This is a genomic window from Paenibacillus harenae DSM 16969 (assembly GCF_000422465.1).
Taxonomy (GTDB): Bacteria; Bacillota; Bacilli; order Paenibacillales; family Paenibacillaceae; genus Pristimantibacillus; species Pristimantibacillus harenae.
The window spans coordinates 63893-77163 of the sequence record NZ_AULV01000015.1 but is presented as its reverse complement, the minus strand read 5'-3'; the positions used below and the strand labels follow the sequence as shown (position 1 = coordinate 77163).

General features: G+C 54.1%; 11 protein-coding genes and 1 pseudogene. 9 read left to right on the top strand and 3 right to left on the bottom strand.

The annotated features are described in order from the left end of the window. Window positions 1-284: 284 nt before the first annotated feature. Together H581_RS0103180 and H581_RS0103175 are read right to left on the bottom strand one after the other, a co-directional pair. Window positions 285-1169: a DUF6999 family protein gene (locus tag H581_RS0103180; protein WP_028608756.1), complete on the bottom strand. Its 885-nt coding sequence runs from the start codon at window positions 1167-1169 to the stop codon at window positions 285-287. Beyond that, complete coding sequence (locus tag H581_RS0103175) at window positions 1166-3031, bottom strand: StlD/DarB family beta-ketosynthase (RefSeq protein ID WP_028608755.1); 1866 nt, start codon at window positions 3029-3031, stop codon at window positions 1166-1168. The genes H581_RS0103180 and H581_RS0103175 overlap by 4 nt, the downstream gene beginning before the upstream one ends. Before the next feature lie 449 nt (window positions 3032-3480). On the opposite strand from H581_RS0103175, the gene abc-f reads away from it, so the two are divergent. After that, window positions 3481-5307: a ribosomal protection-like ABC-F family protein gene (abc-f, locus tag H581_RS0103170; RefSeq protein WP_036717524.1), complete on the top strand. Its 1827-nt coding sequence runs from the start codon at window positions 3481-3483 to the stop codon at window positions 5305-5307. A gap of 23 nt (window positions 5308-5330) precedes the next feature. Here abc-f and H581_RS32845 read toward each other — a convergent pair whose 3' ends face one another. Further along, the gene (locus tag H581_RS32845) at window positions 5331-5639 is read right to left on the bottom strand and encodes a thioredoxin family protein (RefSeq protein ID WP_036717521.1); all 309 of its coding nucleotides are present in this window, start codon (window positions 5637-5639) and stop codon (window positions 5331-5333) included. A gap of 345 nt (window positions 5640-5984) precedes the next feature. Here H581_RS32845 and H581_RS0103155 point away from each other — a divergent pair, with 345 nt between their 5' ends. From H581_RS0103155 to H581_RS0103125, 8 genes and pseudogenes are all read left to right on the top strand, one after another. Then, window positions 5985-6578, top strand: coding sequence for a TerD family protein (locus tag H581_RS0103155; protein WP_028608753.1), 594 nt, complete (start codon window positions 5985-5987; stop codon window positions 6576-6578). Between the two features lie 28 nt (window positions 6579-6606). Then, window positions 6607-7188: a TerD family protein gene (locus H581_RS0103150; protein ID WP_028608752.1), complete on the top strand. Its 582-nt coding sequence runs from the start codon at window positions 6607-6609 to the stop codon at window positions 7186-7188. An 87-nt stretch (window positions 7189-7275) separates the two neighbouring features. After that, window positions 7276-7854, top strand: coding sequence for a TerD family protein (locus H581_RS0103145; protein ID WP_028608751.1), 579 nt, complete (start codon window positions 7276-7278; stop codon window positions 7852-7854). 18 nt (window positions 7855-7872) lie between these two features. Continuing rightward, window positions 7873-8451 carry a TerD family protein gene (locus H581_RS0103140; protein WP_028608750.1) on the top strand — a complete coding sequence of 193 codons (579 nt, stop codon included), beginning with the start codon at window positions 7873-7875 and terminating at the stop codon, window positions 8449-8451. 343 nt (window positions 8452-8794) lie between these two features. After that, window positions 8795-10000, top strand: coding sequence for an HpcH/HpaI aldolase/citrate lyase family protein (locus H581_RS0103135; RefSeq protein ID WP_028608749.1), 1206 nt, complete (start codon window positions 8795-8797; stop codon window positions 9998-10000). Then, window positions 9942-11255 (top strand): annotated as a pseudogene (locus tag H581_RS38565) (phosphoribosyltransferase family protein); the annotation flags it as partial. The gene H581_RS0103135 and the pseudogene H581_RS38565, both read left to right, overlap by 59 nt. Window positions 11256-11279: 24 nt before the next feature. Then, window positions 11280-12434 carry a cysteine protease StiP family protein gene (locus H581_RS38755; RefSeq protein ID WP_425414577.1) on the top strand — a complete coding sequence of 385 codons (1155 nt, stop codon included), beginning with the start codon at window positions 11280-11282 and terminating at the stop codon, window positions 12432-12434. Next, window positions 12431-13243 (top strand): HAD family hydrolase, encoded by an 813-nt coding sequence (locus H581_RS0103125; RefSeq protein WP_028608747.1) that lies wholly within the window; start codon window positions 12431-12433, stop codon window positions 13241-13243. The genes H581_RS38755 and H581_RS0103125 overlap by 4 nt, the downstream gene beginning before the upstream one ends. Window positions 13244-13271 lie beyond the last annotated feature (28 nt).

The following is a 13271-nucleotide window of genomic DNA, read 5'->3' as shown; positions in this document are numbered from 1 at the left end:
CGATGTTCTATCGTTCCCGTTAACCGACAAGGCGGCCGACTATCCAGTCGGCCACCTAAAATGGCAATTGACTCCAATCTAAGTACCGCAAAAGAGTTGATCCGCAATCCCACTCCATCGTATTTACTTTTTCTCCGTTGCAGCAAAGTCATTTTCTTCATGATCTGCAAAGTTAAATGCTCTCCCGGAATCAATTACGCGTGTTATAGCTTCGCTCCCGCTACAGCCCCCAATCTCCTGCTTTCGCTCCCGCTACAGCCCCCAATCTCCTGCTTTCGCTCCCGCTACAGCCCCGCAACCTCCTGCTTCCGCTTCAGCTCCACTAGCAGCGCATGAAGCTGCTCCGTCGCCAGCCCGTGCAGCACGAGCCGGAAGCCCGCGCCCAGCGTTGTCAGCGGAACCATCGGGTGCTTGTTGTTGATGAGCGCGAGGCGTTCGTTGCTGCCGATGATTTTGGAGGCGAGGATGCCGATCGTTTCGTCCAGCTGCAAAGAGTTGGTCGCCCGCCAGAAATCATTGTCCGTCAGGAACAGCTGATAGACGGGAGTGAAGCATTCGATGGCCGTCGTCAAATCCATGAAGTTGGTCCATCGCTTCGGCATCTGCTCGATCGGCAGCGGTCCGGACGTGACGGCATCGAAACAAAGCCGTTCCTGCTTCGTCACTTCGATTCCTTTGGCCTTCAGCTCGCGATTCAGATTGATGACGAAGTTATAGAGATTCAAATCGTGTATGAGAAACAAATCATCCTTCACCGGCTCCAGATTTGTCGGCTTCAGCGGGTTCATCTCGACCTGCACGCCCGGCACGTTATCCCGGATGAACGCCAGCACCTCGGAGCCCAGATAGAAATGCCGCAATATCATATAGTTTGCGCTTGGGCTGACAAACGTCTTCATGCCCCAATATAATACGCGATGAAGCATCAATGACGACGTGAAAGCCTTCGGAACTACGATCTTGTAGATTTGCAGCAAGACGATCATAAGCCGCGCGAACGGCCGCAGCACCGGCAGCAGAAACTGTCGCGATTTGCTGGAGCAGTCCTTCAGATAGGCGGCCTTCGCTTCCTCGTTGAACGGGATGCTCTGATCCATGAAGACGGCTAAGAACGGATTAGGATCGTTTTTGTCATGCGGCATGCTTTTAAAATAATCGGCTTCGCTCATACATTCCCCAGCTCCTCCAGCTGCAGCAGGTACAGCCTCGCGGTTGTCTTGGCCGTCTTCACGATACGGGCCGCAATGTCCGCTGTCAGCAACTCATGCTGCACGACCTTCTCCAGCCGTTCAAAATGCTTCTCATCCGACTCGCTGTGATACAGCAGGAACGAGACCTGTTCGTCGCTGAGCGAAAGCTGATCGCGGATCATCTCGCCCCAGTACCTGGCCATCCGGCAGCCCAGCCCCTCGATAATCCACATCGCCCCGATGAGATCGAACGGATTAACGCGGCTCGCCCGCTGGAACAGGAACGAGGACAGCGCCTCGCTGCCGATATTTTTGTCCCCGGCTTGAATATCCGCCAAAGCGCCTCCGACGGCAGCATAGTTTCGCTCCAAAATCTGAAAGTCGCGATGCTCGTCGCTGGCATGAGCGATGAACGTCGAGCGCAGATCGATATGCTCAATAGCGATATACGAGGCGGCTCGAGCGATCCATTGCGAGCCGTCGATGACCTGCTGGCGGATATTTACCATCAGCGCTTTGTAATCGTCAAGCGTGAACCTTTGACGGTACAGCTTATCAATGACCGGTACCCGGGCGAGCTTTTGCTCAAAATCGATCCACACCTGAACCAGCTGACGAACTAACTGCGCCTGCACGTCATTGGCAGCGTCATAAGCAAGCTTCGGCGCCTCAGGCTGCCGCTCCAAGAACGCTTCGGCGTTACAGTCCGCAGCGGAACCGACAACGGTCAGCAGCATGTAAGAGGTCTGGAACCGTCCGCTTTCCGGCACCATGCACAACACCCGCTCGCCCGGCTTCAGATGTCCTTCGTTCAGCAGCTCCTCCAGCATGATGTAGATCGAAGCCGCACCGGTATTGCCTTTCGTATACAAATTCGTGAACCATTTGTCCTCCGGGATCGTCATGCCGCCAAGCTGCAGCAGCCGGAATATCTCATCGCGGAAAAAATGGGACGAATAATGGCATACCATCCAATCGATTCCCGCCGGATCGATCTTTCCTTCCTCCACGAGCTCGAAGAAGCGCTTCACGCCGACCTTCGGCATTTCGCCGACGAGCCGGATGTCCTGCTTCAAATTAATGGCGCCGTCATCCGCCGCCGCATGAATCGAGGCATAGTCGAGCCAGCACGCATCGTCTGCATTCTCCTTATTCATTCCGGCGTACATACAGACGTCGTAATGATTCGCATACGATTTGTTGTCGATCCACTCGATGCGAAGCGACAGACCGCTTTCGGCCGGCTTGTGCTGCAGGACGGCGGCACCGGCTCCATCGGACAGCATGAAACGGAGAAAGTCGGTATCGAATGCGATAGGTCGGCCTTCTAAGCCTGCCTGCGTCTCGAATCGGGAATGCTTGAACGCGCGGCTCGGGAACTCGCTGGCGCAGGAAATCGCGGTATTCTGCCCGCCGGAGCGAATATGCAGGTACGCGTTCATGAACGCCTGCATGCCGCTTGCGCAGACGCCGTGATGGGTCGCGACCTCCATGACGGGCAGCTTCGTCTCCGCATGCACCATGCTGGCGAAGCCGGGCACCAACAGGTCGCCTTGCGTCGTGCCGGCGGCAAGAAAGTCAATCCGATCCGCGAGGTCCTCCCCATTCCGGCCGAGCGCGTCACGAATGGCAAGCGCAGCCATCCCGGCGTTCGAATATAAGCTTTTCTGTTGTTTATCGATGGCATAATGCCGGTAACGAATTTGATTTTGGTCTAGAATGCGGCGCATCGACTTGGAGCTTTTGCCGCCTATTTTGCCGAGATAATCCTCGATTTCCGTGTTGCCGATTGGCGGTCCGGGCAGAAATTTTCCTATGCTCGTTATATATACCGGCTGCACATAGGCACCTCCAAATGGAATATTTGATAGGGTTAATCATCAAGGATGACGCGCCTCGCGCATAGTACCAACTTTATTTGGTACCTTCCCGGTTCCGCGAAATCCCGCTTGAAATTCAATCCGGCCGTCCCTTATAATAGATGCATATCCAATCTGATGACTGACGGAGGACCCCCTTACAATGAAGTAAATACACGTTTTCTGCTAACAACTTGTTTAAGTACAAGCGGCGTTCTCGAAATAAGCGAGAAACGGTTAGGGATACGTGTGTCATTTAGGGGACTTGCGAGCATGATTCAGGTACGGCGGATACGAGATGTTCACGGGCTGAATAGGCGTTGTGGCGCATCCGTTATTTCCGTTTAACCGAACATCCCCATACGTATTCGACCGTGTGCCGCTGGCCGCGGTTTTTTTCAATTCCAAATGAAAATGGGGGATGTTTCTTGATGCTGTTAAAAGTAAAAAACGTGAATAAAGAATGGGACGGCGTAAAGCTGTTTGAAAACGTCGCTTTTGAAGTGAAGCAAGGCGAGCGACTGGCGTTGTTCGGACGCAACGGCGCCGGGAAGACGACGCTGCTTCACGGGCTCACCGGCAGGCTGCCGTTCGACGGCGGAGACGTCCAGCGGCTGCTGCCGCTGAACGAATGGGGCTGGCTTGACCAGCAGGCACAGACGGATTCGTCCTTGTCGCTGCTTGAATTCGTGCAGGCGGGATCTGCGGAGCAGTTCGGAATAAAGCGCGAAATGGCGAATGTGATGCAGCAGATGCAGGCTGAACCGGCAAGCGAGGAGCTGATTAACCGCTACAGCGAGCTGTTCGAGAGATACTTGCAGCTTGACGGCTACGGATGGGAGACGAAGGCCGAACGGTGCTTAAGGCAGTTAAGCTTTGACTCTGCGCTGTGGGAAGCGCCGTTCGCGAGTCTGAGCGGCGGACAGAAGACAAAGGCGCAGCTCGCGGCGCTGATGGTGAGGGAGCCGAAGCTGGTTCTGCTCGATGAGCCGACGAATCATTTGGACGCGGCGGCGATCGATTGGCTGGAGCATTGGGTGAACGCTTACCCGGGAACGGTGATCTATGTATCGCATGACCGGACCTTCATCGACCGTACCGCTACGGCCGTTCTGGAGCTGGAAGCGGCAGGCTGCCGGCGGTATCCGGGCGGTTATACCGCCTATAAAGCCCAGAAGGAAATTGAACTTCGGACGCAGGAGACGCTGTATAAGAAGCAGGAGCAGGAGCGCGAGAAGCTTCTCGAGAGCATACGGATGTATGCGGAATGGTTCCAGCAGGCGCATAAGGCTGCGGGGCAAAATGATTTTCTTCGTTCCAAATCGAAGAAAAACGTCTCGCGGCTGCATGCGAAGGAATCCGCGCTCGAGCGGCTGGATCAGGGCAAGGTGCAGAAGCCCCGCGAGGAAGCGCAGCTTCGCATGCAGCTGGAAGCGGAAGGCTTTGCGGCGTCAACGCTTTTGCGGATGGACGAGGTCGGTTTTGCATACGAAGGCCGGGGAAAGCTGTTTGAGCGGTTAAGCCTTACGATCGACCGGGGAGACCGGCTTGCGGTACTCGGCCCGAACGGGGCGGGCAAGTCGACGCTGCTTAAGCTGGCGACGGGCAGCTTGACCCCGATAGCCGGCTCGGTAACCCTCCATCCGCGGACGCGGATCGGGTATTTCGAGCAGGAGCTCGGTAAGCTGGACAATGACGCCACGATACTCGACAGCTTGCTGACACTCCCGGATATGACGCAATCGCATGCGCGGACGATACTGGGCTGCTTTCTTTTCTCCAGGGAGGATGTATTTAAGCGGATCGGCGGTTTGAGCATGGGGGAGAAGTGCAGGGTAGCTTTCCTGAAGCTGTTCTTCGGCAAATCTAATTTGCTTGTGCTTGATGAACCGACGAATTATTTGGACATTCGGACGAGGGAGCGGGTGGAGGAGGCGATCAAGCATTATCCCGGCGCCGTGCTGCTTGTTACGCATGACCGTTATTTAATCCGCGAGACGGCGAATCGGCTTATTGTGTTGGAGGGCAAGAGCGAGCCGGCGCAATTTCCCGGAACCTATGACGAATACTTGTCTAAGGATCGAAGCCGGACGCTGTCGGCGGAGGAGCAGCTAAGCCAGAACGAACGGGAAAAGCTGGAGCTTCGCCTGGCGCAATTAATGAGCAGCGAGCAGCCGGATGATCCGACGGAGCAGCAGCTGCTCATGCGGGAAATTCGCGAGCTGCGCGCGCGAATTCAAAAGAACGAACCGGGTTAATGCAATGCCGCGGCCGTTTAATCCTACTTCAGCAGCAGATAGACGTAATCGACTGATTTCATCGCATATTCCTTCCGGACCGGCTTGCCGTCCTGCAGCAGCACCAGACAGGGTACGCTCGTAATTTGCCAGGCGTCGCGCAGTCGCGGCGCATAGTTGATATTTAGCTTTGCGATAGGGGTGGAGATGCCTGCGTCTTCAGCGATCTCGAGCATTCGCTCGCCAAGCTTGCATGTGCCGCACAGCGGGGTGAAGAAGTAGACGGCCGCCTTGCCGCTTGCTTCAAGCGCAAGGCTTTCCGCTGCGGCCTCATCGATCTCGCGTATCGTCATTATTTGTTGGCGAGCAGAACGGACAACAGAAACAGCCCGTTAATGAGGAGCAGAACTCCGAAAATAAGGCCGGTTTTGTTCTTTCTTATGAATTCCATGAGACCACCCCGCGCGTAAGGATTTACTGCTTTTAATTATCGCGTTATTTCACTCCTTTTTCCACCTTTTTTTCACAACGCAGGGGAAACTTGCATTTTGCTATTTTGTAGGAATTTGTAATCCGTGGCAGGGTTGATATAGTATTATAGTAAGAGACGTCACGCTTATATTTTTGGAACTTTAGGGCGTATATGGGCGTATTGCTTGTTATTGAATCGAAACCTAAGGAAAGGGGGTGCACACACAATGGCAATTTCTCTCGTAAAAGGTCAGAAGGTGGATTTGACCAAAGGAAACGCCGGCCTAACGAAGGTGATCGTCGGATTAGGATGGGACCCTGCGGAAGTGAAAGGCGGCTTCTTCGGCATGAAGAAGGCGGCTAATGTCGACTGCGACGCTTCGGCGCTGCTCCTGGACGCTAACGGCAAGCTGAGCGGCGAACGAAATCTCGTTTGCTTCTACAACAAAGAAAGCGGCGACGGTTCCGTCATTCATTCCGGCGATAACATTACAGGCGATGGCGACGGCGATGATGAACAAATTATCGTCCAGCTGGACCGCGTGCCTGCCGGCATTCACAAAATTCTATGCGTCGTTAACATTTACGAATGCGAATCGCGCCGTCAAGACTTCGGTATGATCAAGTCCGCTTTTATCCGTATTGTCAACCCGTCTAACAACCAGGAGCTCATTCGTTTTAACTTGACGGATAACTATTCCGGCAAGACCGCTCTTGTCGTCGGGGAGCTGTATCGCCACAACGGCGAATGGAAATTCAGCGCAATCGGCGAAGGCACTCATGCAGCCCATGTCGATATACTTGCTCGTCAATACAAATAATTTGATAGAGAAAAGAGGGCATTGAACCATGGCAATCAGCTTATCCAAAGGTCAGAAAATCGATCTGACGAAAACGAATCCCGGTCTTACGAAAATTACGGTAGGTCTCGGCTGGGATACGAATAAATATGACGGCGGCAAGGATTTTGACTTGGACGCTTCCGTATTCTGCTTGAATGCGCAGAGCAAAGCCAATTCCGAATCCGATTTTATTTTCTACAACAATCCGAAGAACGCGAACGGTTCCGTCGTTCACACGGGCGACAACCGTACTGGCGCGGGCGACGGCGACGATGAGCAGATCGCGGTTGATCTGGCGGCTGTTCCTGCTGATACAGAAAAAATCGCGTTCTGCATTACGATCTATGATGGCCAAGAGCGCAGCCAAAATTTTGGACAAGTCTCCAATGCCTTCGTACGTATCGTCGATGAGCTAAGCGGCACGGAGCTGATCCGTTACGATCTGGGAGAAGATTTCTCCGTTGAGACGGCGGTTATCGTCGGCGAGCTTTATCGTCATTCCGGCGAGTGGAAATTCAGCGCAGTCGGAAGCGGCTTCCAGGACGGCCTTGCCGGTCTGGCCCGCAACTACGGCCTGTCCACGCATTAATCTTCCCTGTTTCCGTCGAGAAGGGTCGCCTTTGGCGGCCCTTTTTACAAACAGCAGGACGGAACTATTTCATGAGGAGGCGTTCGCATGGCGGTTAATTTATCCAAGGGACAGAAGGTCGATCTGACCAAATCCAACCCGGGCATGACCAGGATTAGAGTCGGATTGGGCTGGGACGTCAACAAATATGACGGCGGCAGCCAGTTTGACTTGGACGCTACGGCATTTTGTCTGAATTCGTCGGGCAAAACAAACAGCGAGAAGGACTTTATTTTCTACAATAATAAATCCAACGCGAACGGCTCGATCGTTTCTTCGGGCGATAATCAAAGCGGCGAGGGCGCGGGCGACGACGAGACGCTCAGCATTAATCTGGCAGCCGTGCCCGCCGATACGCACAAGGTGGCTTTCTGCATTACGATTCATGATGCCGGAGCGCGGAATCAAAATTTCGGCCAGGTTGCGAATGCTTATGTACGGGTAATCAATGAGGATTCGGGCGTCGAATTGATCCGTTATGATCTGGGCGAGGATTTCTCGGTCGAGACGGCCGTTGTCGTAGGCGAGCTATATCGTCACAACGGCGAATGGAAATTCAGCGCGGTCGGCAGCGGTTATCAGAACGGGTTGTCGGGCTTGTGCATTGATTTCGGAATTCAAACCTAATTGAGCAGGAGTGTAGCAATGTCCATTAATCTTTCCAAAGGGCAGCGTATCGATCTTACCAAAACGAATCCGGGCATGACGAAGGCCGTTCTCGGTTTAGGCTGGGATACGAACAAGTATACCGGCGGCGGAGAAATCGACATGGATGCAAGCGCATTTCTGCTGCATCAGGACGGCAAGGCGAAGGACGAGAAGGATATCGTGTATTACAACTCGCTTATCGCATACGGCGGAGCGGTGGAACATACGGGCGATAACCGCACAGGAGAAGGCGCCGGCGACGACGAGCAGATCAGGATTGATTTTACGAAAATGCCGGCTCATATTCATCGCATCGGGATTAGCGTAACGATTCATGACGCGGACGCCAAGCATCAGAACTTCGGGCAAATCTCCAACGCATTCGTGCGTCTCGTAGACGAATCGACAGGAAGAGAAGTGCTCCGCTACGATCTGGGCGAGGAATTCTCGATTGAAACGGCAATCGTATTCTGTGAGCTGTACCGCCATGGCGCGGAATGGAAGTTTCAAGCCGTCGGATCCGGCTTCTCCGGAGGATTAGCGGCGGTATGCCGCAACTACGGGCTGTCGGTTTAAGGAAAAGCTCCAGCTAATGTTGCTCCAACTAAGCGGGGGATCATGGAGCTGGAATAACTCCAGCTCTTTCTAAGTTTGCTGTGATGAGCAAGATGCCTATGAACAACGCCAGATTAGGTTACGGTTACCAATTCAACTGCGCGCATGGGGGCAAAATTAGCGGGAGCTTTTCCCGTCCGTATCGAAGGCTGTCCATGTTAGGCGAATATAGGAACATCGTAGAACGGAAATTTATGCTGAAGTCCCTCATCTGAACATGAGGGATATTTTTAACCCTCGATTCGACACCGCTAGTTACTACTATGCGCTTGTGAAGCCCATCTTTATGGAGGAGGAATAACCTTTGAGGTATTTTAACTATCTTACCAGTGAAGAAGAACAGTCCTTCTTTTACTCCCTGCCAAGGCCGTTCGACAACGATGCCGATAAGGAAGTGCTGGCTCACGCGGTTGGCGCAGCTCTGTATATGCCTGCCACCAGGGATACGATCGCAAATGATTTAGCAGCCGGCAAACACGAGGGACTTGTCTCGATGGTGATAGACCTTGAGGATGCGGTGGGCGATAATCAAATCGATTACGCGGAGGATATGCTGAAACAAACCTTGGTCAAGCTTGGTCAATATATGTTGATCGGCAAGCTTCATTCGGATAACGTACCGCTTCTATTCATCCGGGTGCGTTCCGTGGATCAGCTGAAACGGCTGCTTTCCTTTTTTGGCGAAGAGATCGTATATATAACCGGCTTTGTTTTTCCTAAGTTTAATGTCGAGACCGGCGGGGAGTATTTCCGGATATTGGCCGAGTACAACCAAAGGAACAGAACGGCCCGGGGAGCGCTGTACGGCATGCCGATTCTGGAAAGCGCGGAGGTCATCTACCGCGAGAGAAGATTGGATACGCTGCTCGGCATATCCGAATTGCTGCGCTCCTACAAGGAATATGTGCTTAATGTCCGGATCGGAGCGACGGATTTCTCAAGTCTATTCGGGCTGCGAAGAAGTCCGGATCATACGATCTACGATATCGGCGTCATTAGGGATTGCATCGCGGACATCGTGAACGTATTCGGCCGGATGGACAACCATTATGTCATTTCGGGACCGGTCTGGGAATATTTCAAAAGCGAGCGCGTCTTCAAGCCGCAGCTGAGGCAGACGCCATTCGAGGAAAGCATGGGCAAGCATGGGCGGATCCTGCGGATGGATTATATTAACCGGTATGTGGACGGGCTTATACGCGAGGTTGCGATGGATAAGGAGAACGGCATTATCGGCAAAACGATCATTCACCCGACGCATATCAGGCCGGTGCAATCGATGTATGTCGTCACCCACGAAGAATACATGGACGCGGTGCACATTCTCGAGAACAGCCAAGGCGACTTGGGCGTTATGAAAAGCCGCTATTCGAACAAAATGAATGAATTCAAACCGCATTTGACATGGGCAAACCGCATTATGATAAGAGCAACTATTTATGGGGTGCTAAATGAAAACCAAAACTTCACCTGCTTACTCGCTCAAGAACGGGAACCGGCAATCGTTTAATATTATTGGAGATTTACGGATTACGATCGATCTTACGGACAATCCGTTTCATATTCAGCTGGAGCGGCTTTTTCAAATGGCAGCCAGAATCAATAAAAAACGCAGCTTTCTGTTCGTCAGCAAGGTGCTCGGCAAGCATATCCCCGTTCGGCCTCATGTATCGCTGCTGGCAGGCGCTTCGCTTGGCCTGCTCTATCGTCAGCACAAGGGCGGGACGCTGCCGGTGCAGATCGAGCAAATCGTAGATGCGTTCGAATCGCCGGAAGCCGCGCAGGACGTCTATGACACGATGAAGAGAAACAAGATGAATGTGGACGGGAAGACGTTGTTCATCGGCTTCGCGGAGACGGCGACGGCGCTCGGCCACAGCATGTTCGATATGTTCGAGGGGGATGCTTCCTATCTCCATACGACGAGGGAGAGCATTGCCTACATGGCTTCCTGCATCGATTTCGAAGAGGAGCATTCCCATGCGACAACGCATCGCTGTTATGCAGCGGATCCGTCGCTATTCCAGCGGGCCGAGACGATCATTCTCGTAGACGATGAGCTGACGACCGGCAAAACCGCGCTAAATATCATTCACGATCTGCATACGAGGTACGGCAAGAAAAATTATGTGGTCGCAAGCCTGCTCGATTGGCGCTCTCAATCGGATACGGAGCGCTTCGGCGCTGTGGAGCAAGAGCTCGGCATCGGCATCGAATGCTTATCGCTCGTATCCGGCGTTATTTCCATAGAAGGAGCACCAATCGAGAGTACAGGCCGGCTTGACGAGCGGGATGAGCAGCGTGATAAACCGCAGATTGAATTTCTTCATATGGGTAATTGCTTTGAGAATGTGCCCTCGGTTGATGGCGATGTGCCCTATCTGAAGCATACGGGGCGCTTCGGGCTTGCGGCGGAGGACAGCCTGCGGCTGGACCGGGAGATCGACCGCGCCGCGGATGTAATAATCAAGCGGAGCTTGGGCGGCAGGACGCTGTGCATGGGAACGGGAGAGTTCATGTACCTTCCGATGAGAATCGCGTCGAAGCTAAGCTCGCTCGGCCTGGACGCCTGGTACCAATCCAGCACGCGCAGCCCGATTCATCCTTATGAAGAGCCGCAGTACGCGGTACATTCCGCCTGCCGCTTCGCTTCGCCCGAGCAGCCGGACGTGACGAACTTTATGTATAACATCCCGCGCGGCCGCTATGACGAGATGTTCCTGTTCATGGAACGGGAGATGCCGGCCGGACGGCTGAACGAGCTGCTGGACGCGCTGTCGGCGCTTGGGATACCGCGTATCCATATTGTTTATTGCAGCACCAAAAGGATAGCGGCGCCGGCACCGATCGGGAGCTATTCGCGGGAGGACGTCGTGTTCCTGCTGAAGGATCTCAGCGGGATTTCGCTCGAGAGGCGCACCGAGGAGCGGGAGGCGGCCATGCAATCGGGCGGGCATTATTCCGAAAGCCTGCCGGTTGAATACCGGCCGACGCCCGAATATATTCAGCTGTTTCACGATACGCTGCGCGATTCGGCCTTAACGGTTGCCAGAGCCGTCGGGACGGCGGCGGAAATGATTGTGGACAAGAACGGCTTCGACGTTGTGCTGGCCTCTCTGGCCAGGGGCGGAACGCCGGTCGGCGTATTGATCAAACGATATATAAAGCAGGTTTACGGCATTTCGCTGCCGCATTACAGCCTGTCGATTATCCGGGGCAAAGGGATTGACGAGAACGCGCTGCTGTATATGCATCAGAACCATCCGGATAAGCGGGTGCAGTTCGTGGACGGATGGACGGGCAAAGGCGCCATTCGAAAGGTGCTTAACGCGGCATGCGCCAATATGAAGCGGAAGTACGGCCTTGCGTTCGACGATGATCTTGCCGTGCTGGCCGACCCCGGCTATTGCGCGGATACGTTCGGAACGAGGGAGGACTTTCTTATCCCGAGCGCCTGTCTGAACGCCACCGTATCCGGGCTTATCAGCCGGACGGTATTGCGGAGCGATCTTATCGGGCCGGAAGACTTCCACGGGGCCAAATACTATCGCGAATGGAGCAATGCCGATCTGTCCAATCGGTTTGTCGATACGATTTCATCGTGCTTCGATCAGGTTACAGAAAGCGCTAAGCGCGCGGCGGAGCAAATCGGCATGCATCCGGAGGAGCGCCTTGTAACCTGGCAGGGCATAAAGGATATTGAGCGCATTCAGAGCGAGTTCGGCATAGCCGACATCAATCTCATCAAGCCCGGGGTAGGCGAGACAACCCGGGTGCTGCTGCGCAGAGTGCCTTGGAAAATACTCGTCGACCGCTTGGACAACCCCAACCTGAAGCATATTCTTCTGCTGGCGAAAGAACGCGGCGTGCCTATTGAAGAATATCCGTCCATGGCTTATTCCTGCTGCGGGATCATTAAAGCCTTGAAGGGGGAGAGCGAATGATATTTGCAAGCGATCTGGACCAAACGCTGATCTATTCGGCGCGCTCCAAGGGGGACATCGAGCTGGAAGACATGCTTCCGGTCGAGCTGTATGAGGGCAGGCATATTTCGTATATGACGAAGCCCGCGGCCGAGAAGCTGCGCCAGCTGGCGGGGATGCTTCGTTTTGTGCCGGTTACGACCCGGATCCCGGCGCAGTACGACCGGATCTTCGGCATTAAGGAGCAGCTGCGGCCGGAGTATGCGATCGTCAGCAACGGCGGAACGATTTTTGCCGAAGGACGTATCGATCGGGAGTGGCACCAGTTGGTGCGGGAGTCCGTAAAGCATCATTGCGCGGAAAGCTCCGAAATCGCGGCTTTGTTTGGCAAAATCGCGTCCTCGCATTGGGTGAAGTCAACCGACCTTTGCGATGATTTGTTTTATTCGATCGTCGTGGAGCGGGATAACCTGCCGCTCGGCGCGCTGGAGGAGCTGAAGCGTCAGCTCGTATCGCTAGGCTGGAGCTACTCGCTTCAAGGCAGGAAGATTTATCTCGTTCCCGAGAAGGTCAGCAAGGGGGCCGCTCTTCAATACGTGAAGGAGAAGCTCGCTTCCGATTATGTCTATGCCGCGGGCGACAGTCTGCTGGACGAAAGCCTTCTCCTTGCGGCCGATTATGCGATCGCGCCGGTTCACGGCGAGCTTGGGCGCTCTTATTCTTCGCATCCGCATATCCGTTTTACAACGGCACAGGGGGCATATGCCTCGGAGGAGCTTCTGGAAGCCATTATCCGGGATGCCTCAGGGAAGCTCAGCCGGAACCGGTAAACCATTCTTAATGAGAAGGAAGAAGGTA

What these genes read in the sequence shown, in the direction of transcription:
- H581_RS0103180 (WP_028608756.1), bottom strand. Translation starts at nt 1,169, where the DNA reads ATGAGCGAAGCCGATTATTTTAAAAGCATGCCGCATGACAAAAACGAT.
- abc-f (WP_036717524.1), top strand. Translation starts at nt 3,481, where the DNA reads ATGCTGTTAAAAGTAAAAAACGTGAATAAAGAATGGGACGGCGTAAAG.
- H581_RS32845 (WP_036717521.1), bottom strand. Translation starts at nt 5,639, where the DNA reads ATGACGATACGCGAGATCGATGAGGCCGCAGCGGAAAGCCTTGCGCTT.
- H581_RS0103155 (WP_028608753.1), top strand. Translation starts at nt 5,985, where the DNA reads ATGGCAATTTCTCTCGTAAAAGGTCAGAAGGTGGATTTGACCAAAGGA.
- H581_RS0103150 (WP_028608752.1), top strand. Translation starts at nt 6,607, where the DNA reads ATGGCAATCAGCTTATCCAAAGGTCAGAAAATCGATCTGACGAAAACG.
- H581_RS0103145 (WP_028608751.1), top strand. Translation starts at nt 7,276, where the DNA reads ATGGCGGTTAATTTATCCAAGGGACAGAAGGTCGATCTGACCAAATCC.
- H581_RS0103140 (WP_028608750.1), top strand. Translation starts at nt 7,873, where the DNA reads ATGTCCATTAATCTTTCCAAAGGGCAGCGTATCGATCTTACCAAAACG.
- H581_RS0103125 (WP_028608747.1), top strand. Translation starts at nt 12,431, where the DNA reads ATGATATTTGCAAGCGATCTGGACCAAACGCTGATCTATTCGGCGCGC.